This window comes from Pseudomonas sp. GL-R-26, from assembly GCF_019947365.1.
In the GTDB taxonomy this organism is placed as follows: Bacteria; Pseudomonadota; Gammaproteobacteria; order Pseudomonadales; family Pseudomonadaceae; genus Aquipseudomonas.
Genome location: NZ_JAGYGI010000018.1, coordinates 104,405 through 130,385 on the forward strand (window position 1 = coordinate 104,405; position 25,981 = coordinate 130,385).

The window sequence follows — 25,981 nt, forward strand, 5'->3', positions numbered from 1 at the left end:
CATGCACCTGCTCAGGACCCAGCCCGGCGGTTTCGTGTCGGATGACAACATTGCCGACCTAGGACAAACCCCCGCCGAGCTGGTGGTCCTGTGCAGCGGCGACTCCAGCCTGGCGCTGCTCGCCGAAGCGGCGCAGCAGTTGCCCGACGATTACCCGAGCGTGCGCCTGGCCAACCCGATGCAGGTGCAGAACCATGCCTCGGTCGATTTGTACGTCGATGAAGTGCTGCGTCACGCCAGGGTGATCCTGATTTCGCTGCACGGCGGCATCGCCTATTGGCGTTACGGCATCGAGCGTCTGGTCGAACTGTCGCAGCGCGGCGTGCAGGTGATTTTGGTGCCGGGCGATGATCGCCCGGATCCGGAGCTCAGTGACCTGAGCACCGTCGGCGCCGAGGATCGCGACCGGCTTTGGCAGTTTCTGCGCCAGGGGGGCATGGGCAACGCCCTCGATTTCTTCCGCTGTCTGGCCAACCGCTGGCTGGCCCGTGATTACACCTGGGGCGAGCCGCAAACCCTGCCACGCACGGCGATTTACCATCCGCACAAACACTCCGCCGCACTGAGCGACTGGCAAGCCGATTGGCACGCCGATCAACCGGTGGCGGCGGTGCTGTTTTACCGCTCGCATTTGCAGGCGGCGAACACCGCGTTCATTGATGTTTTTTGCCAGCGCTTGCAGGCGGCGGGGTTGAATCCGCTGCCGATTGCGCTGGCCAGCCTGAAAGAGCCCGGTTGTCTTTGCGCGGTCGAGGACTGGCTGGATGAGGCCAGCGTCTCGGTGATCCTGAACACCACCGGCTTCGCCCAATCCAGTCCCGAAGCACCGCATCTGCGCCCGTTTCGCCGCAATATTCCGGTGATCCAGGCGATTTGCGCCCAGGATAACGAACCCGGCTGGCGCGCCAGCGAACAGGGGCTTGGCCCTCGGGATCTGGCGATGCACATTGCCTTGCCGGAGCTGGACGGACGCATCATCAGCCGCCCGATCAGTTTCAAGGACCTGGCGTGGCGCAGTGAGCGCAGTCAGTCGGATGTGGTTTGCTACCGGCCACAACCGGAACGCATGGATTTCGTCGCCGAACTGGCCCGGCGCTGGGTCGATCTGGCACGGGTGCCCAATGCTGAAAAACGCATTGCCTTGATTCTCGCCAATTACCCGACCCGCGACGGCCGCATCGGCAACGGCGTCGGCCTCGACACCCCGGCAGCGGCGCTGAATATCCTGCGGGCGCTGCATGCCGAAGGTTATCCATTGCCGGCTGAGTTACCGGACAGCGGCACCGCGTTGATCCAGCAGTTGCTGGGCGGCGTCAGCAACGATCTCGAGACTCTCGACCAGCGTCCGTGCCAGCAAAGCCTGGGCATGGATGACTATCTGGTGATGTTCAATGCACTGCCCGAAGCCAACCGCGCGGCGGTGCTCGAACGTTGGGGCGCGCCGGAAAGCGACCCGATGTGCCGCAGCGGACGGATGATGATCGCCGGCCTGCGTTTTGGCTTGACCTTCGTCGGCATTCAGCCGGCCCGGGGTTATCAGGTCGACCCGAGCGCGGTGTATCACGACCCGGACCTGGTGCCGCCCCACGGTTACCTGGCGTTCTACTTCTGGCTGCGCAACACGTATGGCGCCCACGGCGTGATCCACGTCGGCAAGCACGGCAACCTCGAATGGCTGCCGGGCAAGGGCGTGGGGCTGTCGGAACATTGCTGGCCAGATGCTTTGCTCGGGCCGCTGCCGAACATCTATCCGTTCATCGTCAACGACCCGGGCGAGGGCGCCCAGGCCAAGCGGCGCACCCAGGCCGTGATCATCGATCACCTGATGCCACCGCTGACCCGCGCCGAAACCTACGGCCCGCTACGTAATCTCGAACTGTTGGCGGACGAATATTACGAAGCGCAGTTGCTCGACCCGCGTCGTGCCCGAGAGTTGCAGCGCGATATCTTGCAACTGGTACGCGACACCCACATCGACCGTGAACTGCAACTGGATGAACAGCTCGACAGCGATGCCGACGCGGCGATCTGGTTGCCACGGCTCGACACTTACCTGTGCGATTTGAAAGAGTCGCAGATCCGCGACGGCCTGCATGTGTTCGGCGAATCGCCCACCGGTCGTTTGCGTATCGATACCTTGCTGGCGCTGTTGCGCATTCCACGGGGCGATGGCCGGGGCGCGCAGTCGAGTCTGCTGCGGGCACTGGCCAAGGCTTTCGGGCTGGGGTTCGATCCGCTCGATTGCGCCTTGGCCGAGCCGTGGACGGGGCCGCGCCCTGAGCTTCTTGTGGGCATCAGCGAAGAGACCTGGCGCACGGCGGGCGATACTCGCGAACGCCTGGAGCTGTTTGCCGCGCAGTTGATTTCGGACGCGTTGAATCCAGAGGCTCAAACCACACCAATCTCCTCTGGGAACGGGCTTGTGTGGCGAGGGGGCTCGCTCCTACAGGAGGCCGACTGGATTGAGGTACAAGCCATTATCGATGGTTTGCGTGACGTCATTGCCCCGCGTCTGGACGCCTGCGGCCCGGCGGAAATGCGCGGATTGCTCGATGCCCTGAGCGGTCGCTTCGTCCCGGCCGGTCCCAGCGGCGCACCGAGTCGTGGCCGCCTGGACGTGCTGCCCACCGGTCGTAACTTCTATTCGGTGGACGTGCGCAATCTGCCGACTACCACGGCGTGGCGCATCGGGTTCCAGTCGGCCAACCTGATTCTCGAACGGCACCTGCAAGACCACGGCGATCATTTGCGCCAGCTCGGTCTGTCGGTGTGGGGCACCGCGACCATGCGCACCGGCGGTGATGACATCGCCCAGGCCATGGCGCTGATGGGCGTGCGCCCGGTCTGGGCCACCGGCAGCCAGCGGGTCGATGATTTCGAGATCCTGCCGTTGAGTTTGCTTGACCGTCCTCGGGTCGACGTGACCTTGCGCGTATCCGGTTTCTTCCGCGATGCCTTTGCCAATCTGATTCGCTTGTTCGACGCGGCGGTGCAAGCGGTGGCCGACCTCGATGAGCCGGATGACCTCAATCCGTTGGCGGCCAAGGTACGCGGAGAGCGCGCAGCCTTGTTGCTGTCAGGGCTCGATGAAGACGCTGCGCGGCGTCAGGCTGGCTGGCGGATTTTCGGGGCCAAGCCCGGTGCCTACGGCGCAGGCGTGCAGGGCGCTATCGATGGTCGCCTGTGGCAGAGCCGCGAGGACTTGGCCGAGGTTTACCTCAACTGGGGCGGCTACGCTTATGGCGGTTCCGACGAGGGCACCGCCGCCCGCGAACAGTTCAGCCAGCGCCTGAGCCAGGTGCAGGCAGTGCTGCAAAACCAGGATAACCACGAGCACGATTTGCTCGACTCCAACGATTACTACCAGTTCCAGGGCGGTATGCTCGCGGCGGTGGAAAGCCTGAAAGGCGAGGCGGCGGCCAGCTATCATGGCGACCACAGCCAGCCGGACCTGCCGAAGATTCGCACCCTGAAAGAAGAACTGAACCGGGTGATCCGCTCCCGGGCGGCCAATCCGAAGTGGCTCGAAGGTGTTAAACGTCACGGCTACAAAGGTGCGTTCGAAATGGCCGCGACGGTCGACAACCTGTTTGCCTTCGACGCCACCACGCAGTTGATCGACGATCACCAGTACGCGTTGCTGGCGGATGCCTATTTGCTTGATCCGGACACCCGGGATTTTGTCCGCGAGCACAATCCCCATGCCTTGCGCGACATGACCGAGCGCATGCTCGAGGCGCAACAACGGGGGATGTGGAAGGAACCCGGCGAGTACCGCGAGGCGCTGGAGAATTTGTTGCTGGATATAGAAGAAGACAGCTGACACAGAAGCCCGAGGCCAACACAAACCTGTGGCGAGGGAGCTTGTCGGAACGCCGCACCGTCCCGCTCGGCTGCGAAGCGGCCGTAAAACCGGATAACCCGATTTTCCTGGACATGCGAGGGCCGCTTCGCGCCCCAGCGGGAGCAAGCTCCCTCGCCACAGAGTTCAAGTTTGTCCTTTGGATTGTTGATCGACACAACCGACCATAATGAGACGCCTGACATGACCGACACCCCGCATTTCCCGCTCTCCGCCGTGGTCGGCGCCGACGATTTGAAGCTGGCCCTGTACCTGACCGCCATCGACCCGAAAATCGGCGGTGTGCTGATCGAAGGCCCGCGAGGCATGGCCAAGTCGACCCTGGCCCGCGGTCTGGCGGACCTGCTGGCCAGCGGTCAGTTCGTCACCTTGCCGTTGGGCGCCACCGAAGAGCGCCTGGTCGGCACCCTCGATCTCGACGCGGCACTGGGCGAAGGTCGCGCGCAGTTTTCCCCTGGCGTACTGGCCAAGGCTGACGGTGGCGTGCTCTATGTCGACGAGGTCAATCTGTTGCCAGATCACCTCGTTGACCTGCTGCTCGATGTGGCCGCCAGTGGCACCAATTTGGTGGAGCGTGACGGCATTTCCCATCGGCATTCGGCGAAGTTCGTGCTGATTGGCACCATGAACCCGGAGGAGGGTGAACTGCGTCCGCAATTGCTTGACCGTTTCGGCTTGAACGTCGCCCTCGGTGGCCACACCGCGCCGGCCGAGCGCGGCCAGATCATCCGCCGTCGCCTGGATTTCGACAGCGATCCGCAAGGCTTCTGCGCCGAATGGGAATCGGCACAGGCGTCTCTGCGCGAACGATGCCAGAACGCACGCAATGCACTGGCAAACATTCCCCTCGACGACCAGGCACTGGCACACATCACCGAACGCTGCTTTACCGCTGGCGTCGATGGTTTGCGCGCCGACCTGGTCTGGCTGCGCGCCGCCCGGGCGCACGCCGCCTGGCGCGGGGCGAACGCGATCGCCGAGGAAGATATTGACGCCGTTGCCGAGTTCGCCTTGCGCCATCGTCGTCGCGAACATTCTCCACCGGCACCTCAGCCATCCCAGGCTGCGCAACAATCGGTGCCGCAAAACGCCAACCCGAGCGAAGGGCAGGGCCAGTGGGGCGAGATGCCTGCCCAGGCGCTGGCGGTCGGCGCACGACGTGAAGTGCCGAGCTGGCCAAAAAAGCCCTAGGCATTCGCCCTCGCTCAGACGTGGGGGCGAATGCCAGACCCCGTGCCGGGCGGCTGGACCACGGCAAACAAGGCAAGCGTTACACAGCCCGCAGCGGTTCGGTCAACTGGCCTGGCACATTGCTCAACGGCCGACCGCGTCAGCGCGACGACCTGTTGTTTCACCTGCGCACTCGCTCGCCCCATGAACTGTGGCTAGTGATCGTTGACGCCTCCGCTTCGACCCGCCGTCATCAGGCCTTGAGCGATGCCAAGGGCTTGCTGGCGCAGTTGTTCGACGATGCCTATCGCCAGCGTGCGCGACTGGCGTTGCTCACGGCCAGTGGTGCTGCACCCAAGTGGCAGGTGCAGGGGTTGAAGGCTTCCAGCGGATTACGCCAGTGGCTCGATGGCCTTGGCGCCGGTGGCGGTACGCCGTTGCTGGCCGCGTTGAGCGAAGCGGGGCGATGGCTTGCGGCACGGCAAAAGCGTTTTCCGGCAGAGCAGCAGCGGTTGCTGCTGGTGACCGATGGCCGGCTGAAGGACTGGCCGTTGTTGCCCGTGCTGGAGTGCCCGGGGGTGCTGATCGACATCGAACGCGGGCCGATTCGGCTCGGGCGCAGCAGGGTGTTGGCGGCGCAGTTGCAGGCTGAGTATCGTCATATTGACGAGCTGCTTCCTGGCTGAATTCTGGGCTGTTCATGCCCGCGAAGGCGATGTATTAGCCACCACAGGTTTCGGGTTACTTACCCATCGCCTGCCGGTACTGCCGGGTACGCTTGCCAATGTACAACTGATCGAGAATCAACGCCCACAACGCCGAGACTTCAGGCCGGGGCTTGCGCCCACGGCTCAAGCGATTCAGCTGAAACTTGACCACCGCCATGCTCGCCAGCGCTGCCAGAGGCTTGCGCTTCCAGCGGATCGGCGGCAGTTGCGGATGGCTGTCCTGGCCTTCGCGCCAGTGCTTGACCAGGTGCGGCTCCACGGCCAGCGCAGTGCCGATGCCGGCCATGGCGATGCCGCTGTCGAGCACCTGTTCGACGATTGCCAAACGCCGGATTCCGCCCGTCACCATCACCGGCATGCGCGCCACGCTGGCCAGTTCACCGGCCATTTCCAGAAAGTACGCTTCCCGTGCCAGGGTCCGGCCGTCGCGGGCTTCGCCTTGCATGGCCGGTGCTTCGTAACTGCCGCCGGAGAGTTCCAGCAGGTCGATCGCTTGTTCGTTGAGCCACTGGATCACTTGCCGTGCATCATCGGCATCGAAACCACCGCGCTGGAAATCCGCCGAGTTGAGTTTTACCGAAACACAAAATTGCGGCGACACCGCTTGGCGAACCGCTTCGACAACCGACAACAGCAGGCGCGCACGATTTTCCAGGGATCCGCCCCATTGATCGGTACGCCGATTGGTGAGCGGCGATAGGAACTGGCTGATCAGGTAGCCGTGGGCGGCGTGGATCTGCACACCGGTAAAACCGGCTTTCTCGGCCAGTGCGGCACTGGTGGCGAAGCGCCGGATCACCTCCTGGATGTCGTCTTCACTCATGGGTTTGGGTTCGGCGAACATCTTCGAGAACTGGCCCAGATCCAGCGCAACCGCCGACGGCGCCAAGGCTTGCTGGCCCAGGTTGGCCATAGTCTGGCGGCCAGGATGGTTGAGCTGTACCCAGAAATGCGCACCGCCGGCCCGACCGGCGCTGGCCCACTGGCGGAAGCGCTCCAGGTGGCGTTCGTCTTCCAGTGCTACACCGCCGGGGCCGGTCATGGCGCGGCGGTCGATCATTACATTACCGGACAGCAACAAGCCGGCCTCGCCCTCGGCCCAGGCCTGGTACAGGCGAAACAGCGCCTGGTCGGGCACTTGGTCGGTATTGGCGAGGTTCTCTTCCATCGCGGCTTTGGCAATGCGATTGCCGATGGTCTGGCCGTTGGGCAAATTCAACGCTTGAAAGGGCGACATGCTTGACTCCTCGTAGTGATGAGTAGAGGCTAAGCTTAAAGTTAACTTTAATGTCAAGCAGGTAAACGAGGTCGCAATGAAGATTGGTGAATTGGCGCAGTTGAGCGGGTTGACCGCATCGCGGATCCGTTTTTACGAGTCTCAAGGGTTGATCCGCCAGGTCGAGCGCTCTGCCAACGGTTATCGGCGTTACTCGCAACAGGCGCTGCAAACCCTGCAAATCATCCAGTGCGCGCAGCAAGCGGGTTTCAGTCTGGAAGAACTCAAGCAGTTACTGCCGGATAATGTGACCGGCGCGTTCAAGCACGATGAGTTGATGGCCGGCCTGCATCGCAAGATCGAGCAGATCGAAGAGATGCAACGACACCTGGCCCATAGCAAGGCGCAGTTGCTGGGCTGGATCGACACCATCCAGGCCCGGCCCGAAGGCATGAGTTGCGATGAAAATGCCGAGCGGGTGATGACGTCATTCAAGCACTAGGTCAGAACGGATTGCTCATCGGCGTACCGGCCCTCCAAACGCCCGGTTGTGAACCAGATACCCGCCCTTTGTAGCCAACGGTAGCGGTCAGGGTTCCGTGCGTTTGGTAACGTTTTTTCCAGTTTGCATGCATCCCTCTGATTCAAAACAAATTTCAATCTCCCTCACATTCCCTCCACATCCTGTGGCACACTTTCTGCTGTCTATTCCGTTGTTACATACCATGTTCCGGTATAGCGGAATAAACATCACCCTGGAGTGCTTGCCATGCATCGCCGTCCTTCCTTGTTCAAAGCGTGTGTTTTTCTATTCGCGGCTACCGCCGCTGCCGTGGGCGTGGCCCAGGCGGCGGACAGTAAGCTCGATAGCGTTCTGGCCCGCGGCAAACTGATTGTAGGCACCGGCAGCACTAACGCTCCGTGGCACTTCCAGGGCGCGGACGGCAAGTTGCAGGGGTTCGATATCGATATCGGACACATGATCGCCAAGGGTTTGTTCAACGACCCGACCAAGGTCGAGTACGTGGTGCAGTCGTCCGATGCGCGGATTCCCAACCTGCTGACCGACAAGGTCGACATCAGTTGCCAGTTCATCACCGTGACGGCCAGCCGCGCGCAGCAAGTGGCGTTCACCCTGCCGTACTACCGCGAAGGTGTCGGCCTGCTGCTGCCGGCGAACAGCAAGTACAAGGAAATCGATGACATGAAAGCCGCCGGTGACAGTCTCACCGTGGCGGTGCTGCAAAACGTCTATGCCGAGGAATTGGTGCACCAGGCGCTGCCCAAGGCCAAGGTCGATCAGTACGACAGCGTGGATCTGATGTACCAGGCCGTGAACTCCGGCCGCGCCGACGCGGCGGCCACTGACCAGTCTTCGGTGAAGTACCTGATGGTGCAGAACCCTGGCCGTTATCGCAGCCCGGCCTACGCCTGGAGCCCGCAGACCTATGCCTGCGCGGTCAAACGCGGCGATCAGGACTGGCTGAACTTCGTCAACACCACCCTGCATGAAGCCATGACCGGCGTTGAGTTCCCGACTTACGCGGCGTCGTTCAAGCAATGGTTCGGTGTAGACCTGCCGACCCCGGCCATCGGTTTCCCAGTCGAATTCAAATGATCCCGTGAGAGCAGGGCGCCCAAATGCGCCCCGCTCAAGGTACTGCTGACCATGAACTATCAGTTGAACTTTGCCGCCGTGTGGCGCGATTTCGACACTTTGCTGGCGGGGCTCGGTATGGGCCTTGAACTGGCCCTGGTGTCGATCGCCATCGGCTGCGTGATCGGCCTGATGATGGCGTTTGCTTTGCTGTCCAAGCACCGCGCATTGCGGGTGCTGGCGTCGGTGTATGTCACGGTGATTCGTAACACGCCGATCCTGGTATTGATCCTGTTGATCTACTTTGCGTTGCCGAGCCTGGGGATCCGGCTGGACAAGATCCCCTCGTTCATCATCACCCTGTCGCTGTATGCCGGGGCGTACCTGACCGAAGTGTTCCGTGGCGGTTTGCTGAGCATTCCCAAGGGCCTGCGTGAAGCCGGGTTGGCCATTGGCCTGGGCGAGTGGCAGGTCAAGGCCTACGTCACCGTGCCGGTGATGCTGCGCAATGTATTGCCGGCGCTGTCGAACAACTTCATTTCGCTGTTCAAGGACACCTCGCTGGCGGCCGCGATTGCGGTACCGGAGCTGACCTATTACGCGCGCAAGATCAATGTCGAGAGCTACCGGGTGATAGAAACCTGGCTGGTGACCACGGCGCTGTATGTGGCGGCCTGTTACCTCATTGCCATGATGCTGCGTTACCTCGAACAGCGTCTGGCGATTCGCCGATAGGAGGCCCCCATGTACGAATCCCCCAGTTGGTTGCATGAGTTGTGGGTGGCGCGGGAAGTGCTGTGGCAGGGCTTCCTGACCAGTGTCCAGGTGTCGGTGCTGGCGATTCTGCTCGGCACGCTCGTTGGCGTCGTCACCGGTCTGGTGTTGACCTACGGCAAATTCTGGATGCGCGCACCGTTTCGTTTTTATGTCGATGTGATTCGCGGTACGCCGGTGTTCGTGCTGGTGCTGGCGTGCTTTTACATGGCGCCGGCACTGGGCTGGCAGATCAGCGCGTTCCAGGCCGGTGCACTGGGTTTGACGCTGTTCTGCGGCTCCCATGTCGCCGAGATCGTGCGCGGTGCGTTGCAGGCATTGCCGCGCGGGCAGATGGAGGCGAGCAAGGCCATCGGCCTGACGTTCTACCAGGCTCTCGGCTACGTGCTGTTGCCCCAGGCGTTGCGGCAGATCCTGCCGACCTGGGTCAACTCGTCCACCGAGATCGTCAAGGCCTCGACCCTGTTGTCGGTGATCGGCGTGGCGGAATTGCTGCTCAGCACCCAGCAGATCATTGCCCGGACGTTCATGACCCTGGAGTTTTACCTGTTCGCCGGTTTCCTGTTCTTCGTCATCAACTACGGCATCGAGTTACTCGGCCGGCACATTGAAAAGCGGGTGGCTTTGCCATGACTCAGACTCAAACCCATGCACAAAACGGCCAACCGCTGCTGGACATTCGCGGCCTGCACAAGCGTTACGACCAGCTCGAAGTGCTCAAGGGCGTCGACCTGAGCATGCAGCGCGGCAATGTGGTGACGCTGATCGGCTCCAGCGGCTCGGGCAAGACCACGCTGCTGCGTTGCGTGAACATGCTCGAGGAGTTTCAGGGCGGGCAGATCCTGCTCGACGGTGAATCCATCGGCTATGACGAGGTCAACGGCAAACGCATTCGCCACGCGGAAAGAGTCATTGCCCGCCATCGCGCCATGACCGGCATGGCGTTCCAGCAGTTCAACCTGTTCCCGCACCTGACCGCATTGCAGAACGTCACCCTGGGCCTGCTCAAGGTCAAAAAGCTGCACAAGGACGAGGCCGTGGCCCTGGCCGAGAAATGGCTGGAGCGCGTTGGCCTGCTGGAGCGTCGCGATCACTTTCCCGGTCAATTGTCGGGCGGTCAGCAGCAGCGCGTGGCGATCGCCCGGGCGATTGCGATGAACCCGAGCCTGATGCTGTTCGACGAAGTGACCTCGGCCCTCGATCCGGAACTGGTGGGCGAAGTGTTGAGCGTGATCAAGGGTCTGGCCGAAGACGGCATGACCATGCTGCTGGTGACCCACGAAATGCGCTTTGCATTCGAGGTCTCGGACAAGATCGTTTTCATGAATCAGGGGCGTATCGAAGAGCAGGGGCCACCCAAGGACCTGTTCGAACGCCCGCAATCGCCACGACTGGCGGAATTTCTCAAAAGCACCCGTTTTTAACCTTCAATTTTCAATCAGGAGAAACACCCATGAGCATTACTCGTTACGGCACCGGCAGCACCGCCGCTGGCGGTCAGCCTCGCCCTTTCGCCCGCGCCGTTGAAGCCGATGGCTGGCTGCACGTTTCCGGGCAGGTGCCGGCGGTGGACGGCGAGATCATTACTGGCGGCATTGTCGAACAGACCCACCAGACCATGAAGAACCTGATCGCGATTCTCGAAGAGGCAGGTTTCGGCCTGGAAGACGTGGTGCGTGCTGGCGTGTGGCTGGAGGATCCGCGGGATTTCACGAGTTTCAACAAGGTCTTCTCCGAGTACTTCAAACCCGAACACGCCCCGGCCCGGGCCTGCGTGCAGGCGAACATGATGGTCGACTGCAAGGTCGAGATCGACTGTATTGCGTACAAGAAAAAGGCCTGAGTCAGCGCGACACTCTGGGTAAACTCCCGGCGACTATGAATGGGAAGCACTGAAATGACCGAAGACACCATCAAGCGCCGGGCACGCGGTCTGGACCGGGCGTTCGATATCCTCGATTTCCTCAAGGAAATCGGCCAGCCCCTGCGCCCGAACGACATCGCCAACGGCATCGGCAGCCCCAAATCCACGGTCTACGAACTGGTGGCCTCGCTGCTGGAGCGTCGGATCCTGGAGCCGGTGGGCAAGGACGGTCATGTCTACCTCGGTCGCCAGTTGTATTTTCTCGGGCAGGCTCACTTGCGGCATTTCGACCTGACCCGCGAGGCCGATCACGCCTTGCAGGACATCGTCAGCCAGACCCATGAAACTGCGCAGATGTGCCTGCTCAACGGGCGCAAATACACCGTGGCGCTGATGAAGGAAGGTGAGCGGCATTTCCGCATTTCCTCGGACATCGGCGAAAACGCGCCCATCCCCTGGACCGCCTCCGGGCGCCTGTTGCTGGCGCACCTGAGCGACCAGGCAATCGTCGACCTGATCGACCACGACGACTTCATCCTGCCCGACGGCGAACGCTTGCCGCTGGAGCAATTCCTCAAGGAAATCCGTCAGGCCGGTATCGATGGTTTCTTTTCCTTCGATAGCGTCGCCGACACCTTTACCCATTGCTTCGCCGCGCCGGTCAAAGACCCCAACGGCGTGGCCATCGCGACCCTGTGCATCGTCGCGCCACGGGCCGATGCGAAGAAAAACTACAACGACTATCGCCGGGTGCTGATCGAAAGCGCCAACAGCCTGGCCCGTCGCATCAACGAATAACAGCGGCTGCCTGCGGCCGCGTGAACGAGGAGTTCGACCATGTCTTCTGCCCCCAATACTGCCGCCGTGGAAAAAGGCACCGCGCCCAAGGGCGCCAGCCTGGTGCGTGACGTCAGCCTGCCTGCGCTGGTACTGCACCGCGAGGCGCTGGAACACAACATCCGCTGGATGCAGGCGTTCGTCAGCGACAGCGGCGCGGAACTGGCGCCCCATGGCAAAACCAGCATGACTCCGGCGTTGTTCCGCCGCCAACTGGACGCCGGTGCCTGGGGCATCACCCTGGCCAGTGCCACGCAAACCCGTGCCGCCTACGCCCATGGTGTACGCCGGGTGCTGATGGCCAACCAGTTGGTCGGCACGCCGAACATGGCGCTGATTGCCGACCTGCTGGCCGACCCGACATTCGACTTCTATTGCATGGTCGACCACCCGGACAACGTCGCCGACCTCGGCGCCTACTTCGCCTCCCGTGGCGTGCGCCTGAACGTCATGATCGAATACGGCGTGGTCGGTGGTCGTTGCGGTTGCCGTAGTGAGCAGGAAGTGCTCGATCTGGCCAAGGCCATCGGCGCGCAACCGGCGCTGGTCCTGACCGGGATCGAAGGCTACGAAGGCGTGATCCATGGCGATCACGCGGTGACCGGTATCCGCGATTTCGCCGCATCACTGGTGCGCCTGGCGGTGCAGTTGCAGGACAGCGGAGCCTTCGCCATTGCCAAGCCGATCATCACCGCGTCGGGTTCGGCCTGGTATGACCTGATTGCCGAGTCCTTCGAAGCGCAGAACGCCGCAGGGCGTTTCCTCAGCGTGCTGCGTCCCGGCAGCTATGTGGCTCACGACCATGGCATCTACAAGGAAGCGCAGTGCTGCGTGCTCGACCGTCGCAGCGACCTGCACGAAGGCCTGCGTCCTGCGCTGGAAGTGTGGGCGCACGTGCAGTCGTTGCCGGAGCCGGGGTTTGCGGTGATTGCCCTGGGCAAGCGCGATGTGGCCTACGACGCCGGTTTGCCGGTGCCGTTGTTGCGCTACAAGGCGGGCGTGGTGCCAGCCAACGGCGATGATGTGAGCGCCTGCAAGGTGACCGCGGTGATGGACCAGCATGCATTCATGACCGTGGCGCCGGGGGTTGATCTGCGGGTGGGCGACATCATTTCGTTCGGCACTTCGCACCCGTGCCTGACGTTCGACAAGTGGCGTGTCGGTTGCCTGGTGGATGAGCAACTGAATGTCATCGAGACCATGGAAACCTGTTTCTAAGGCTCAGGACCGAGGCGCGGCCATCGCGAGCAGGCTCACTCCCACAGGGGAACGCATTCCAATGTGGGAGCGAGCTTGCTCGCGATGAGGCCCAACCAGACAACAAAGAAACACCAGAGACCCCACAACAATGAACACCATCAACACCCTGGGCCCCAACACTCCACGCATCGCTCTGATCGGCGAATGCATGATCGAGTTGCAGCATCGCGCCGATGGCAGCCTGCAACAAAGCTTCGGCGGCGATACCTTGAATACGGCGGTGTACCTGTCCCGGGAACTGGGAGAGGACGGCTCCGTGGACTATGTCACCGCCTTGGGCGATGACAGTTTCAGCGACGCGATGTGCCAGAGTTGGGCTGCGGAAAATATCGGGCTCGGCATGGTTCAGCGTCTGCCCGGACGCCTGCCGGGTTTGTATTGCATCCAGACTGACGCCGCCGGCGAGCGACGCTTTCTGTACTGGCGCAACGAAGCGGCGGTACGCGATTGCTTCACCACCCCGGCTGCCGCGCCGATCCTCGCTGCGCTGCCGGATTACGACGTGCTGTACTTCAGCGGCATCACTCTGGCGGTACTCGGCGTGCAAGGCCGGGAAAAACTGCTGGAAACCCTGATCGAAGCCCGCCAGCGCGATGCGCGGATCGTCTTCGACAACAACTACCGACCACGGCTGTGGGCATCGGTCGAGGATGCCCGGGCGGCATATCGCAGCGTGCTGCCACATGTCGACATGGCGTTGCTGACGGTGGAGGACGAACAGGCGTTGTTTGGCTATGCCGATTGTGACGCGGTGTTTGCCGCGTATGAGCAGATCGGTACGCCGGAAGTGGTGCTCAAGCGCGGCGCCCAGGCGTGCCTGATTCGTTGTGATGGCGAGTCGTTCGAGGTGCCGGCGCAGAAGGTCGAGCGGGTGGTGGACACCACGGCGGCGGGGGATTCTTTCAGTGCGGCGTATCTGGCTTCGCGGCTCAAGGGCGGCAGCCCTGCGGACGCCGCCGAGGCTGGGCATCGGTTGGCGAGCCGGGTGATTCAGGTGCCGGGGGCGCTGATTCCAAGGGATTGAATCCATTATCTGTGGCGAAGGAGCTTTTGTGGCGAGGGGGCTTGCCCCCGTTGGGTTGCGAAGCAGCCCCAAAACCTGCTGGATCTGATTTTGATGACACACCGACTGTGCAGGGTTTGCGACTGTTGCGCAGCCGAGCGGGGGCAAGCCCCCTCGCCACAGGGGCCTGACCAGCCACTCAATCCCGGTAAAACACCTGCACCAGGTGATACCCGAACTTGCTCTTGATCGGCCCATGCACCACCCGCAGTGGTTTCTTGAAGATCACCGCATCGATCACGCCAACCATCTGCCCCGGTCGCACTTCGCCGAGATCGCCGCCGCGCTTGCCCGATGGGCAGGTAGAATACTTCTTGGCCAGCACATCGAACGCTTCGCCCTTGGCGATGCGTTGTTTGAGCTGCTCGGCTTCTTCCGAGGTTTTCACCAGAATATGGCGGGCTTGAGCTTTCATCGGCGGTACCTTGCAACGGTGGTGGCTATGAGGGTGGCTATGTGTGTGGCAGCGGGGGGGCGCGGGATTATGCCTCAACTCAGTCCGGTTGACTGATCATCGTGCGAATCTTGTTGGCCAACAGGTCGATGGAAAACGGCTTGGCCACCATGTCCATGCCTTCTTCGAGGAAACCCTGGCGTTCGGCGGCGATCTCGGCGTAACCGGTCATGAACAGCACTTTCAGTTCGGGACGATGCTGACGGGCGATTTCCGCCAGTTGGCGGCCGTTCATGCCCGGCAACCCGACGTCGGTCACCAGCAGGTCCACCCGCAGGTCCGACTCCAGCAGCGGCAGGGCGCCCTTGGCATCTTCGGCTTCATGGGCGCGGTAACCGAGCTCCTTGAGCAGGTCCAGCACCAGCATGCGTACCGCCGCATCGTCCTCGACCAGCATCACGGTTTCGCCGGCAATCGCCGCCGGTGCTTCGCCGACGACGGGCGACAGGACTTGATCCGGTTCGGTTGAATGCAGGCGCGGCAGGTACAAGCGCACGCTGGTGCCCCGTCCGGGCAGGCTGAACAGACTGACGTGGCCCCCCGTTTGCTGGGCAAAACCGTAAATCATCGACAAGCCCAAACCGGTGCCCTGGCCGATGGGCTTGGTGGTGAAGAACGGGTCGAATGCCTTGGCCAGAACCGAGGGCGTCATGCCGGTGCCGTTGTCGCTGACGGCAATCATCACGTAGTCACCGGCCTTGACCGGCTCCAGGGTGGTGATGTCGCTGCCGTCGAGGTACAGGTTGGCGGTTTCGATCTGCAACTCGCCACCATCGGGCATGGCGTCCCGGGCGTTGATCACCAGGTTTAGCAAGGCGTTTTCCAGCTGGCTGACATCGGTACTGACCCGCCAGATGTCCTCGGCCAGTTGCACGTTGAGTTCGATGTGGTCGCCCTTGGTACGCCTGAACAAGTCTACGAGCGAGTGAATCAACTCGTTGGGGTTCAGCGGCTTGCGGTTGAGCGACTGACGCCGGGAGAACGCCAGCAAGCGATGGGTGAGGGCGGCGGCACGGTTGGCCGAGGACACGGCCGCTTCGGTGAAACGACCGATCTCGCTGGCGCGGCCGTCGGCAATGTAGCGTTGCATCAGGTCGAGGCTGCCGATGATGCCGGTGAGCATGTTGTTGAAGTCATGGGCGATGCCACCGGTAAGCTGGCCGACCGCTTCCATTTTCTGCGCATGGCGCAAGGCCTCTTCGGCACGCTCGCGCTCGCACATCTCGTTCTGCAGGCGCTCGTTGGCTTCGGCGAGTTGGCGGGTGCGCGCGACAACCCGTTCCTCAAGGGTTTCGTTGAGGTTGAGCAGGGCTTCTTCGGTCTTTTTGCGTTCGGTTTCGTCGATCACGAAGATGTAGAAACCGTTCACCGCGCCATCCGCACCATGGCGTGGCAAGTAATTCGTTAGGGCCTGGCGGACGCTGCCGTCGCGGTGTGGCGTGCTGATGCTGAAGCAGCAGGGCCGGCCGGACAGCGCCTCAGTGATGTGCGGGGCGCGCAGTGCATAGGCTTCTTCGCCGAGCACTTCAAGAATGGTTCGCCCGTAAAGCTCTTGCGGCGTCAGCCCGTACCAGTCCAGGTACGCCGCATTGTTCAGGCGAAAGCGTTCTTCGCGGTCGACGTAGCTGATCAGGATCGGCATGGCGTTGATGATCAGTTGCAGCTCGGTCTGGCTTTGGCGCAAGGCCTGTTCGGTGTGTTTGCGCTCGGTCAGGTCCAGGGCCGCGCCGAGGAAGCGCATCGGCCGGCCATGGTGATCCTTGTAGCAGCGACCGCGGGCAAACACCCAGCGCATCTGGCCGTCGGTTTGCAGCAGGCGATACTCCTCGGCGTATTCGCTGCCGTGGGTGATGCAATGCTTGATGCTGCGGGCGATCAGGGCGCGGTCTTCGGGGTGTACACCGTGCAGGTATTCAGTGATCGGTAACTGACTGGCCATGGCCGGGTCGATGCCGTGCAGCTGGGCAAAATGCGCATCGGCGATGAAACGGTCCTCACTGATGTCCCAGTCCCAGGTACCGACCGCATCGGTGGCGGCGAGGGCCAGTTGCAGGCGCTCCTCGGTTTCACGCTGAGCCTTGAGGCTGGCCGCCGAGCGCTGTTCGAGTTCGAGGGCGATGCGCCGGCGTTCGTTGGTTTCGATGGCGGTGACCAGGATCCCGGACACCTCGGCACTTTCGTCGCGGATCGGGCTGTAGGTCAGGTCGAGCCAGAAGTCGGATTCCCGGCCCCCGCGTTGCAGGGTAAAGCGCTGCTCGCTGTAGGTTCGCACCTGACCTTGCAGGACGGCGTCGTAGATCGGGTCGGTAAAGTCTTGCAACTCTGGCCAGATCAGGTGTGCCGGTTGTCCAAAGGCGTGTGGATGCTTGCTTCCGGCGAGCAGGGCAAAGCCGTCGTTATAGATCTGCGTCAGTTGCGGACCCCATAGCAGCAGCATCGGCATCGGTGAGTGAATGACGATGTCCACGGCGGTTCGCAGGCTTTGTGGCCAAGTGCTGGCAGCGCCCAGCGGGCTGCTGGCCCAGTCGATTCGGGCGATCAAGGCCTGGGCATCGCTGGCGGTTGGTGTTGCGTTCATCTGGGAGTCCTGCGCCAATTCGCTATAGCTGGCGTCTATTCTTGCACAGGTGGTCGATTGTGGAGGACCCGTCAGGGTGAGCGGTAGGCGACACGGTACCCTGTGGGAGCAAGCTCGCTCCCACCGGTAATCCCATTTCAATCCTGGAGTTCGGGTCTGTTTCGGTACTGCTCCAGCGCTTCGGGGTTGGCCAGCGCATCGGTGTTTTTCACCTTCTGCCCATGCACCACATTGCGCACCGCCAACTCAACGACCTTGCCGCTGATGGTCCGGGGGATGTCCGTCACCGCGACAATCTTCGCCGGCACATGACGGGGCGTGGTGTTGGCGCGAATCGTCTCGCGGATCTGCTGTTGCAGTGCCTCGTCCAGTTCGAACCCGTCGCGCAAGCGTACGAACAGCACCACCCGCACGTCATCCTGCCACTGTTGGCCGATCGCCACGCTGTCGAGCACCTGGGGGACTTTCTCCACCTGGCGATAGATTTCCGCCGTGCCGATGCGCACGCCACCGGGGTTGAGCACGGCATCGGAGCGACCGTGGATCATCATCCCGCCATGGGGCAGTTGTTCGGCGTAATCCCCTTGGGCCCAGACGCCGGGGAACAGGCTGAAATAGGATTGGCGCAGTTTCTCGCCGTCGGGGTCGTTCCACAGGCCAATGGGCATCGCCGGGAAATGCCGGGTGCAGACCAGCTCACCTTTTTCGCCGATCACCGGGTGGCCTTCGTCGTTCCACACTTCGACGGCCATGCCCAGGCTCTTGCCCATGATTTCACCGCGCCGCACGGGCGACATCGGGTTGCCGTTGACGAAGCACGAGACGATGTCGGTACCGCCGGACATCGAGGCCAGGCACACGTCAGCCTTGAAGTCGCGATAGACGTAGTCGTAACTCTGCGGCGACAGTGCCGAGCCGGTGCAGAGCAACGTCTTGAGGCTGCCCAGGTCATGACTTTCACGCGGCTTGATACCACTGCTTTCCAGGGTCGCGAGATATTTGGGGCTGGTGCCGAAGACGCTGACGCGTTCGTCGTCGATCAGGTCGATCAAGCGTTGCGGCTCGGGCTGGAACGGCGAGCCGTCGTACAGCACCACGGAGCTGCCTGTCGCCAGCGCCGACACCAGCCAGTTCCACATCATCCAGCCACAGGTGGTGTAGTAGAACAGCCGTTCACCGGGGCCGAGATCGCCATGCAGGCCGTGCTCCTTGACGTGTTGCAGCAACACGCCGCCGGTACTGTGGATGATGCATTTGGGCACGCCGGTGGTACCGCTGGAATAGAGGATGTACAGCGGATGGGCGAAGGGCACCGGGACGAAATCCGGTTCGCCGCCGGGTTCGTAGAAATCGTCCCACAGCGTCACATTGGCCTGGGTGCGGAATTCTTCGATGTGTGCATGTGGACGTGCGTAAGGCACGACGATCAACTGTTGCAGGGAAGGCAGGCGCTCGAGGATTTCGTTGACCTTGGCGGTCTGGTTGATCTCCTTGCCGGCATAGCGGTAACCAGCGCAAGTCACCAGCACTTTCGGTTCGATCTGGCCGAACCGGTCAACCACCCCTTGGGTGCCGAAGTCCGGCGAAGAACAGGACCAGATAGCGCCAAGGCTGGTGGTGGCGAGCATGGCCACCAGGGTTTGCCAGGTGTTGGGCATGCAGGCGGCGACCCGGTCGCCTACACCGACGCCGGCGGCGATCAAGCCATTCTGAAAACCGGCGACCTGTTCGGCCAGTTCGGCCCAGGTCAAATGGTCACGCTGACCGTTTTCGCCAACGGCTATCACGGCGATCGCATCGTCGCGACGCTGTAGCAGGTGTTCGGCAAAGTTCAGCGTTGCACCGGGGAACCATTGGGCGCTGGGCATCCACGGGCCTTCGAGCAGCACGGCGTCGGGTTGCTCGTGGAAGCGGATGTCGAAGAAATCGACGATGGCCTGCCAGAAGTCCGGGCGTTGCTCGATGGACCACTGGTGCAGGGCCGGGTAGTCGTCGATCTTGAGGTGGTATCGCTGATTGACGAAGCGCCGAAAGGCCTCCATGCGGGTCTTGCCAATGCGTTTGGCGTCGGGTTGCCAGAGGATGTCGGACATGGTTTGCCTCTTCTTCTTTATGCCTTCACACAGGCTGATGTGGAACAGGCTCTTGTGGCGAGGGAGCTTGCTCCCGCTCGGCTGCGTAGCAGTCGCAAATCCAGACAACCGGTTTTTGTCTGTGAGACTTATGGGGCGGCTTCGCCACCCAGCGGGAGCAAGCTCCCTCGCCACAAAAGCAAACGACAGTCACTGCGCCAACCACCCACCATCAACATTCCACGCCGCACCCCGCACCTGGCTGCCGGCTTCGCTGCACAGGAACAACACCAGTTCACCCAGCTGCGGCGGTGTCACGAATTCCAGCGATGGCTGCTTTTCCGCGAGCAAATCATGTTGCGCCTGCTGCGGGTCAACCCCGTTGGCGGCACGATCATCAATCTGCTTCTGCACCAGCGGCGTCAATACCCAGCCTGGGCAAATTGCGTTGCAGGTGACCTGGGTGGTCGCGGTTTCCAGCGCGACCACTTTGGTCAAGCCGATCACCCCGTGCTTGGCGGCGACATAGGCTGACTTGCCCACCGAACCGACCAGACCATGCACCGAGGCAATGTTGATCACCCGGCCCCAGCCCTTGGCGCGCATGCCCGGCAAGCTCAAGCGGGTGCTGTGGAACACCGACGACAGGTTGATGGCGATGATCGAATCCCAGCGCTCCACCGGGAACTCATCCACCGCTGCAACGTGTTGAATGCCTGCGTTGTTGACCAGAATGTCGACGCCACCGAACTCGCGCTCGGCGTAGGCGATCATGTCGGCAATTTGTGCCGGATCGCTGACATCGGCCGGGTGATGGCCGACCTTGCCGCCGAACTGTTGCACTTGGGTGATCACTTGGGAGGCATCGCCAAAACCGTTGAGGATCAGGTCGGCCCCGGCCTTGGCCAGGCTGAGGGCGATCCCCAGACCGATGCCGCTGGTGGAGCCGGTGACCAGTGCGGTCTTGCCGGAAAGAGTCGTCATGAATACCTCACACAATGCCAGTGGCGTAGAAGGTGCCGATCACCACGAAAACCGCCAGGGTCTTGATCAGCGTAATACAGAAAATGTCTTTGTAAGCCTCGCGGTGGGTCAACCCGGTGACCGCCAGCAGGGTAATCACCGCGCCGTTGTGCGGCAGGGTGTCCATGCCGCCGCTGGCCATCGCAGCGACCCGGTGCAGCACTTCCAGGGGAATGTTCGCCGCATGGGCGGCGCTGATGAACTGCTCGGACATTGCCGCCAGCGCGATGCTCATGCCGCCCGAGGCGGAGCCGGTAATGCCGGCCAGCAGGGTCACGGTAATCGCTTCGTTGACCAGTGGGTTGGGAATGCTCTTGAGCCAGTCGGCCAGCACCAGAAAGCCCGGCAAGGACGCGATCACGGCACCGAAACCATATTCCGAAGCGGTGTTCATCGCCGCCAGCAGCGCACCGCTGACCGCACTTTTACTGCCTTCGGCCAGCTTGCGGCTGATCGCCTTGTAGCCGAACGCCAGCACCATGAGGATGCCTACCAACAGCGCAGCCTGTACGGCCCAGATCGCCGTGAGCTTGGCGATGTCCGTGGTCACCGGCGCGGCCATGCCCGGCAGCGCGAGGCTGTGGGTCTTGCCGTATACCTGCGGAATCCAGTGGGTGAACAAAAGGTTCATGATGCCCACCGCCAGCAGCGGCGAGAGCGCCAGCCACGGGTTGGGCAGCTTGAGGTCGGCGGCGGTTTCCGGTTCGTTGCGCAGGTCCGAACCATAGCCTTCACCGGAGCGCTGAGCCTTGTTGCGCTGGCGCTGGAGAAACAGCATGCCGGCGCAGAACACGAAGATCGTGCCGATCACACCCAGCCACGGCGCCGCCCAGGCGGTGGTGTTGAAGAAGGTGCTGGGGATGATGTTCTGGATCTGCGGGGTGCCGGGCAGGGCGTCCATGGTGAACGAGAAGGCGCCCAGGGCAATGGTCGCCGGGATCAGCCGCTTGGGGATGTTGCTCTGGCGGAACATTTCAGCGGCAAACGGATAGACCGCGAACACCACCACAAACAACGATACGCCGCCGTAGGTCAGCAGGGCGCAGACCAGCACGATCACCAGCATCGCCTGGCGGGTGCCGAGCAGGCGAATCGCTGCCGCGACGATGGCGCGCGAGAAACCGGACAGTTCGATCAGCTTGCCGAACACCGCGCCGAGCAGGAATACCGGGAAATACAACTTGATGAAACCGACCATTTTTTCCATGAACACCCCGGTGAAAGCGGGGGCGACGGCAGACGGGTCAGTCAGCAGGACAGCGCCGAGGGCGGCAATCGGGGCAAAAAGGATAACGCTGTAGCCACGGTAGGCAGCCAGCATCAGCAGCGCGAGGGCTGCCAAGGCAATGATCACACTCATGGTGTGTCTCCTGGGTTGTTATTTTTGTTGGGTGAAGCCTGGTAGGAGAGGCGTATAGCTAGTTTTGTGCCATATGCTTAAGTTGTTGAAATATAAGGATATATTTAAAGTTCTGTGAGCTGGTCAGGTGTTTTTGTCTCTAGTTTGAGACTTTCTTTGGCAGTGCTGGCCTCTTCGCGAGCAGGCTCGCTCCTACAGTTGACCGAGCTGATCAGTAGAGTGTGGTCTCTTGCAGGAGCGAGCCTGATCGCGATGGTCTGTCTAACAATGGAGATATGTGTCTCTTTATGGAGATTAGGCAATCCCCAACGCCACCATCTTCTTGTACAACGTCGACCGGCCCAGCCCCAGCCGCGTCGCTGCATCAACCACCTTGCCCCCGCATTGCGCGAGGGTGGTTTCGATCAATTGCCGGTCAAATCGCTCCCGCGCTGCACTGAACGTTTCATGGGCAAGCGGTTCGATGGTCAATGGCGCCACGCGTTCCACCGGCGTGAACGTACCAATCGCCGCGCGGATATCCGCGGTCGTCAGGCGCAAGTCATCACTGAGCAGCGCGGCCCGCTCCAGCACATTGCGTAGCTCCCGGATGTTCCCCGGCCAGGCGTGTTGGCCCAACAGTTCCAGGGCTTCGTGGTGCAGTTCATGCTGGCTGCGCAGTTCTTCGAGAATCGCTTCACTGAGCGCCGGCACGTCATCGAGGCGGTCGCGCAGGGGCGGAACCTGGATCGGCAGCACGTTGAGCCGGTAGTACAAGTCGGCACGGAATTCGCCGCGTTTGATCGCGGCCTCAAGGTCCGTTGAGGTCGCGGCGATCACTCGCACATCGCTCTGGATCACTTCGTTGGAGCCCACCGGTTCGAATTCCTTTTCCTGCAACACCCGCAACAGTTTGCTTTGCAGGGGCAGTGGCATGTCGCCGATTTCGTCCAAGAACAGTGTGCCGCCTTGGGCGATCTGCAATTTGCCGGCGCGGCCCCTGCGGTCGGCACCGGTAAACGCACCCGGGGCGGTGCCGAAGAACTCGGCTTCCAGCAACGATTCAGGGATCGCCGCGCTGTTGATGCTCACGAATGCCTTGTGCGCGCGGGGCGAGGCATTGTGGATCGCCTGGGCCAGCAGTTCCTTGCCGGTGCCGGTTTCGCCGAGCAGCAGCACCGGCGATTCGGTGCTTGCACTGCGTCGGGCGCGGCGTTTGACTTCCAGGCTGGCGGCGCTGGTGCCGATGAAGTGGGCGAAGTTGTATTTGGTCTGCCGCGCCCGCAGCAGCGAGCGGGTGGAGGCCAGTTCTTCCTGCATGTTCATGTAGCGCTTGAGCATTGGCGACAGGCTGCGCAACTCGTCGAACAGGGCGAACCCGATAGCGCCGATCACCACGCCGGCATCGTCGTGAATCGGCAGGCGCATGACCACCAGCGGCTCTTTAGAGGTGTCTTGCATATCCAGCAGAATCGGTCGGCCGGTGCGCACCACCTCACGCAGCAGGCTGCCGGGGATCACGCTTTCGCAGGGCTTGCCGATCGCGACCTCGGCCGATTGCAGGCCGAAGCGCCGGGCGTAGCGCTCATTCATCCAGACGATGTTGGCATCGCGGTCGACAATCACCGTGCCTTCACTCGATTGCTCGATGATTTCGAACAACGAACGGATCGCCAGCAGGCGAACGCGCTGGTAGTCCTTGAGGCTTTCGGTGGTGTTCATGGGGGCTGATCCTGATTATGTTTTGCCTGTGCCGGCCTCTTCGCGAGCAGGCTCGCTCCTACAGGGGATTTGTGAACGACACAGATCAACTGTGGGAGCGAGCCTGCTCGCGATGGCCGCGCCTCGGTCCAACTTCATGCAACGGATTATGCCTGCCCCAACATCGCCGCCGCCAACAGCTCCTTGGTGTACGGATGCTGTGGTGAGTCAAACACCTCGTGGCTGGCGCCGCGTTCCACCACTTTGCCGTCCTTGATCACGATCATGTCGTGGGCCAGGGCGCGGACCACTGCCAGGTCATGGCTGATGAACAGATAGGTCAGTCCGTATTTTTCCTGAAGCTGGCGGAGCAGGGCAACCACTTGTTTCTGCACTGTGCGGTCCAGCGCCGAGGTCGGTTCGTCGAGCAGGATCAGCGCTGGCTTCAGCACCAGCGCCCGGGCGATGGCGATGCGCTGACGCTGGCCGCCGGAAAATTCGTGGGGATAGCGATGGCGACTTTGGGGGTCAAGGCCGACTTCGGTCAGTGCCCGGATCACTTCGGCATTGCACTCTTCAGTGCTCAACTGGCTGTGCACTTCCAGGCCTTCGCTGATGATCTGCGCGACCGACATTCGCGGGCTGAGGCTGCCAAAAGGGTCCTGGAACACCACCTGCATTTTCTTGCGCCATGGCCGTAGCTGTTTTTGCGTCAGGCCATCCAGGGCCTGGCCCTGAAAGCGGATGCCGCCTTCGGAGTCGAGCAAGCGCAGGATCGCCTGGCCGAGCGTGGACTTGCCCGAGCCGGACTCGCCAACGATGCCCAGGGTCTTGCCGCGCTGAATATTCAGGCTGATGCCATCGACGGCACGCAACCAGGTCTTGCGCTGGAACAGGCCTCCCCCGACGGGAAACCGCACCTGCAGGTTGTCCACCTCCAGTACGTTTTCGCGCTCGTCCCGGGGCAAGGCTTCGCCCTCGGGTTCGGCGTGCAGCAATACGCAGCTGTAAGGGTGCTTGGGCTCGGTGAAGAGTGTTTCGCAAGGCGCCTGTTCGACGATTTCCCCGGCCTTCATCACACACACGCGCTGGGCGATGCTGCGCACCAGATTGAGGTCATGGCTGATCAGCAACAGTGACATGCCCAACCGCTGTTGCAGGGATTTGAGCAGCAGCAGGATCTTGCGCTGCACCGTCACATCCAGCGCGGTGGTCGGTTCGTCGGCAATCAGCAGCTCCGGTTCGCACGCCAGGGCCATGGCGATCATCACCCGCTGGCGCTGCCCGCCGGACAACTGATGGGGGTAGGCCTTGAGGCGTTCCTCGGGTTTCTGGATGCCCACCAGGTGCAGCAATTCGAGGATCCGCGCTTGCGCAGCCTTGCCCGCCAGGCCTTTGTGCACCAGCAAGGTTTCACCGATCTGTTTTTCGATGCTGTGCAGCGGGTTGAGGGAAGTCATCGGCTCCTGGAAAATCATCGTGATGCGATTGCCGCGCAGTTGTCGCAACTTGCCGGCATCGGCACCCACCAGTTCCTGGCCGCGATAGCGGATGCTGCCCGTCGTCTCGGTATCGGATTGCGGCAGCAGTTGCAGGATCGAGTGGGCCGTCACCGACTTGCCCGAGCCTGATTCGCCCACCAGCGCCAGGCACTCGCCGGGGCGGATGTCCAGGCACAGATTGCGCACTACGGTCTGGCCGCTGAAGGCCACGCTGAGGTCACGGATTTCGATCAGGTTGGTCATCTCTACATTCCGAATCAAGAGCGCGGATCAAAGGCGTCGCGCAAGGCTTCGCCAATGAACACCAGTAAAGAAAGAATCAACGCCAGGGTGAAGAACGCCGTCAGCCCCAGCCATGGCGCTTGCAGGTTCTGCTTGCCCTGGCCAATAAGTTCGCCCAGGGACGCACTACCGGCAGGCATGCCGAAGCCGAGGAAGTCCAGTGCCGTCAGGGTGGAGATCGCCCCGGTCAGAATGAACGGCAGGTAGCTCAAGGTTGCGTTCATGGCGTTGGGCAGAATGTGCCGCACGATGACCTTGCGGTCGGTCAGGCCCAACGCGCGGGCGGCCTTGACGTACTCCAGGTTGCGCCCGCGCAGGAACTCGGCGCGCACCACGTCCACCAGGGCCAGCCAGGTAAACAGCGCCATGATCCCCAGCAGCCACCAGAAATTCGGCTCGACGAAGCCCGACAGGATGATCAGCAGGTACAGCACCGGCAACCCGGACCACACCTCCAGCAGACGCTGGCCGAGCAAATCCACCCAGCCACCGTAATAGCCTTGCAGGGCTCCTGCAGCGATGCCGATCAGGGCACTGACAAAGGTCAGCATCAAGGCAAACAGGATTGACACCCGGGCCCCGAAGATCACCCGGGCCAGAACGTCCCGTGCCTGGTCGTCGGTGCCCAGCCAGTTGACGCTGGAGGGCGGGCTGGGCAC

Annotated in this window: 21 protein-coding genes; 12 read left to right on the forward strand and 9 right to left on the reverse strand. The window is 62.1% G+C overall.

Annotated features, from left to right (window positions below):
* Position 1 precedes the first annotated feature (1 nt).
* The 3 genes from cobN (at position 2) to KGA96_RS19460 (ending at position 5,718) form a co-directional block, all read left to right on the forward strand.
* Positions 2 to 3,823 carry a cobaltochelatase subunit CobN gene (gene cobN / locus KGA96_RS19450; protein ID WP_223514404.1) on the forward strand — a complete coding sequence of 1,274 codons (3,822 nt, stop codon included), beginning with the start codon at positions 2 to 4 and terminating at the stop codon, positions 3,821 to 3,823.
* A gap of 222 nt (positions 3,824 to 4,045) precedes the next feature.
* A complete protein-coding gene (locus KGA96_RS19455; protein ID WP_223464411.1) occupies positions 4,046 to 5,053 on the forward strand; it encodes an ATP-binding protein in 1,008 nt (335 codons plus the stop codon).
* A gap of 119 nt (positions 5,054 to 5,172) precedes the next feature.
* Positions 5,173 to 5,718: a vWA domain-containing protein gene (locus KGA96_RS19460; protein WP_317850352.1), complete on the forward strand. Its 546-nt coding sequence runs from the start codon at positions 5,173 to 5,175 to the stop codon at positions 5,716 to 5,718.
* Between the two features lie 55 nt (positions 5,719 to 5,773).
* Here the strand turns inward: KGA96_RS19460 and KGA96_RS19465 are convergent, their stop codons facing one another.
* On the reverse strand, positions 5,774 to 6,997 hold the full coding sequence (locus KGA96_RS19465; RefSeq protein ID WP_223464417.1) for an NADH:flavin oxidoreductase/NADH oxidase family protein: 1,224 nt from the start codon (positions 6,995 to 6,997) through the stop codon (positions 5,774 to 5,776).
* A 76-nt stretch (positions 6,998 to 7,073) separates the two neighbouring features.
* Here KGA96_RS19465 and KGA96_RS19470 point away from each other — a divergent pair, with 76 nt between their 5' ends.
* The 9 genes from KGA96_RS19470 to KGA96_RS19510 all read left to right on the forward strand — a co-directional run bounded on the left by KGA96_RS19470 (position 7,074) and on the right by KGA96_RS19510 (position 14,332).
* Positions 7,074 to 7,478, forward strand: a complete 405-nt coding sequence (locus tag KGA96_RS19470) for a MerR family transcriptional regulator (protein WP_223442992.1) — start codon at positions 7,074 to 7,076, stop codon at positions 7,476 to 7,478.
* A gap of 267 nt (positions 7,479 to 7,745) precedes the next feature.
* Positions 7,746 to 8,594, forward strand: coding sequence for a transporter substrate-binding domain-containing protein (locus KGA96_RS19475; protein WP_046038472.1), 849 nt, complete (start codon positions 7,746 to 7,748; stop codon positions 8,592 to 8,594).
* Positions 8,595 to 8,645: 51 nt separating this feature from the next.
* Positions 8,646 to 9,308: an amino acid ABC transporter permease gene (locus KGA96_RS19480; RefSeq protein ID WP_032829783.1), complete on the forward strand. Its 663-nt coding sequence runs from the start codon at positions 8,646 to 8,648 to the stop codon at positions 9,306 to 9,308.
* Positions 9,309 to 9,317: 9 nt separating this feature from the next.
* A complete protein-coding gene (locus KGA96_RS19485) occupies positions 9,318 to 9,980 on the forward strand; it encodes an amino acid ABC transporter permease (RefSeq protein WP_046038470.1) in 663 nt (220 codons plus the stop codon).
* Positions 9,977 to 10,771 carry an amino acid ABC transporter ATP-binding protein gene (locus KGA96_RS19490; protein WP_046038469.1) on the forward strand — a complete coding sequence of 265 codons (795 nt, stop codon included), beginning with the start codon at positions 9,977 to 9,979 and terminating at the stop codon, positions 10,769 to 10,771. The genes KGA96_RS19485 and KGA96_RS19490 overlap by 4 nt, the downstream gene beginning before the upstream one ends.
* Before the next feature lie 29 nt (positions 10,772 to 10,800).
* A complete protein-coding gene (locus tag KGA96_RS19495) occupies positions 10,801 to 11,190 on the forward strand; it encodes a RidA family protein (protein ID WP_046038467.1) in 390 nt (129 codons plus the stop codon).
* Positions 11,191 to 11,244: 54 nt separating this feature from the next.
* Entirely contained in the window at positions 11,245 to 12,009 is a 765-nt protein-coding gene (locus KGA96_RS19500) for an IclR family transcriptional regulator (RefSeq protein ID WP_223464418.1), read from the forward strand.
* A 39-nt stretch (positions 12,010 to 12,048) separates the two neighbouring features.
* Positions 12,049 to 13,266 carry an amino acid deaminase gene (locus KGA96_RS19505; RefSeq protein WP_223514407.1) on the forward strand — a complete coding sequence of 406 codons (1,218 nt, stop codon included), beginning with the start codon at positions 12,049 to 12,051 and terminating at the stop codon, positions 13,264 to 13,266.
* A gap of 130 nt (positions 13,267 to 13,396) precedes the next feature.
* The gene (locus KGA96_RS19510) at positions 13,397 to 14,332 is read left to right on the forward strand and encodes a sugar kinase (RefSeq protein ID WP_223464420.1); all 936 of its coding nucleotides are present in this window, start codon (positions 13,397 to 13,399) and stop codon (positions 14,330 to 14,332) included.
* A 178-nt stretch (positions 14,333 to 14,510) separates the two neighbouring features.
* On the opposite strand, the gene KGA96_RS19515 is transcribed toward KGA96_RS19510, so the two are convergent.
* The 8 genes from KGA96_RS19515 to KGA96_RS19550 form a co-directional block, all read right to left on the reverse strand.
* Positions 14,511 to 14,786: a peptidylprolyl isomerase gene (locus KGA96_RS19515; RefSeq protein ID WP_007898282.1), complete on the reverse strand. Its 276-nt coding sequence runs from the start codon at positions 14,784 to 14,786 to the stop codon at positions 14,511 to 14,513.
* 79 nt (positions 14,787 to 14,865) lie between these two features.
* Positions 14,866 to 17,403 carry a PAS domain-containing sensor histidine kinase gene (locus KGA96_RS19520; protein ID WP_046038459.1) on the reverse strand — a complete coding sequence of 846 codons (2,538 nt, stop codon included), beginning with the start codon at positions 17,401 to 17,403 and terminating at the stop codon, positions 14,866 to 14,868.
* Between the two features lie 137 nt (positions 17,404 to 17,540).
* The gene (locus KGA96_RS19525; protein ID WP_223514409.1) at positions 17,541 to 19,496 is read right to left on the reverse strand and encodes an acetoacetate--CoA ligase; all 1,956 of its coding nucleotides are present in this window, start codon (positions 19,494 to 19,496) and stop codon (positions 17,541 to 17,543) included.
* A 189-nt stretch (positions 19,497 to 19,685) separates the two neighbouring features.
* Positions 19,686 to 20,459: a 3-hydroxybutyrate dehydrogenase gene (locus KGA96_RS19530; protein ID WP_046038456.1), complete on the reverse strand. Its 774-nt coding sequence runs from the start codon at positions 20,457 to 20,459 to the stop codon at positions 19,686 to 19,688.
* A 7-nt stretch (positions 20,460 to 20,466) separates the two neighbouring features.
* A complete protein-coding gene (locus KGA96_RS19535) occupies positions 20,467 to 21,858 on the reverse strand; it encodes a GntP family permease (RefSeq protein ID WP_223514411.1) in 1,392 nt (463 codons plus the stop codon).
* Positions 21,859 to 22,152: 294 nt separating this feature from the next.
* A complete protein-coding gene (locus KGA96_RS19540; protein WP_046038454.1) occupies positions 22,153 to 23,559 on the reverse strand; it encodes a sigma-54 interaction domain-containing protein in 1,407 nt (468 codons plus the stop codon).
* Positions 23,560 to 23,705: 146 nt separating this feature from the next.
* A complete protein-coding gene (locus KGA96_RS19545) occupies positions 23,706 to 25,283 on the reverse strand; it encodes an ABC transporter ATP-binding protein (protein ID WP_046038453.1) in 1,578 nt (525 codons plus the stop codon).
* A 14-nt stretch (positions 25,284 to 25,297) separates the two neighbouring features.
* The coding region (locus KGA96_RS19550; RefSeq protein ID WP_223514414.1) for an ABC transporter permease at positions 25,298 to 25,981 on the reverse strand (684 nt) is incomplete at its 5' end.

What these genes read in the sequence shown, in the direction of transcription:
- cobN (WP_223514404.1), top strand. Translation starts at nt 2, where the DNA reads ATGCACCTGCTCAGGACCCAGCCCGGCGGTTTCGTGTCGGATGACAAC.
- KGA96_RS19455 (WP_223464411.1), top strand. Translation starts at nt 4,046, where the DNA reads ATGACCGACACCCCGCATTTCCCGCTCTCCGCCGTGGTCGGCGCCGAC.
- KGA96_RS19465 (WP_223464417.1), bottom strand. Translation starts at nt 6,997, where the DNA reads ATGTCGCCCTTTCAAGCGTTGAATTTGCCCAACGGCCAGACCATCGGC.
- KGA96_RS19470 (WP_223442992.1), top strand. Translation starts at nt 7,074, where the DNA reads ATGAAGATTGGTGAATTGGCGCAGTTGAGCGGGTTGACCGCATCGCGG.
- KGA96_RS19475 (WP_046038472.1), top strand. Translation starts at nt 7,746, where the DNA reads ATGCATCGCCGTCCTTCCTTGTTCAAAGCGTGTGTTTTTCTATTCGCG.
- KGA96_RS19480 (WP_032829783.1), top strand. Translation starts at nt 8,646, where the DNA reads ATGAACTATCAGTTGAACTTTGCCGCCGTGTGGCGCGATTTCGACACT.
- KGA96_RS19485 (WP_046038470.1), top strand. Translation starts at nt 9,318, where the DNA reads ATGTACGAATCCCCCAGTTGGTTGCATGAGTTGTGGGTGGCGCGGGAA.
- KGA96_RS19490 (WP_046038469.1), top strand. Translation starts at nt 9,977, where the DNA reads ATGACTCAGACTCAAACCCATGCACAAAACGGCCAACCGCTGCTGGAC.
- KGA96_RS19495 (WP_046038467.1), top strand. Translation starts at nt 10,801, where the DNA reads ATGAGCATTACTCGTTACGGCACCGGCAGCACCGCCGCTGGCGGTCAG.
- KGA96_RS19500 (WP_223464418.1), top strand. Translation starts at nt 11,245, where the DNA reads ATGACCGAAGACACCATCAAGCGCCGGGCACGCGGTCTGGACCGGGCG.
- KGA96_RS19505 (WP_223514407.1), top strand. Translation starts at nt 12,049, where the DNA reads ATGTCTTCTGCCCCCAATACTGCCGCCGTGGAAAAAGGCACCGCGCCC.
- KGA96_RS19510 (WP_223464420.1), top strand. Translation starts at nt 13,397, where the DNA reads ATGAACACCATCAACACCCTGGGCCCCAACACTCCACGCATCGCTCTG.
- KGA96_RS19515 (WP_007898282.1), bottom strand. Translation starts at nt 14,786, where the DNA reads ATGAAAGCTCAAGCCCGCCATATTCTGGTGAAAACCTCGGAAGAAGCC.
- KGA96_RS19520 (WP_046038459.1), bottom strand. Translation starts at nt 17,403, where the DNA reads ATGAACGCAACACCAACCGCCAGCGATGCCCAGGCCTTGATCGCCCGA.
- KGA96_RS19525 (WP_223514409.1), bottom strand. Translation starts at nt 19,496, where the DNA reads ATGTCCGACATCCTCTGGCAACCCGACGCCAAACGCATTGGCAAGACC.
- KGA96_RS19530 (WP_046038456.1), bottom strand. Translation starts at nt 20,459, where the DNA reads ATGACGACTCTTTCCGGCAAGACCGCACTGGTCACCGGCTCCACCAGC.
- KGA96_RS19535 (WP_223514411.1), bottom strand. Translation starts at nt 21,858, where the DNA reads ATGAGTGTGATCATTGCCTTGGCAGCCCTCGCGCTGCTGATGCTGGCT.
- KGA96_RS19540 (WP_046038454.1), bottom strand. Translation starts at nt 23,559, where the DNA reads ATGAACACCACCGAAAGCCTCAAGGACTACCAGCGCGTTCGCCTGCTG.
- KGA96_RS19545 (WP_046038453.1), bottom strand. Translation starts at nt 25,283, where the DNA reads ATGACCAACCTGATCGAAATCCGTGACCTCAGCGTGGCCTTCAGCGGC.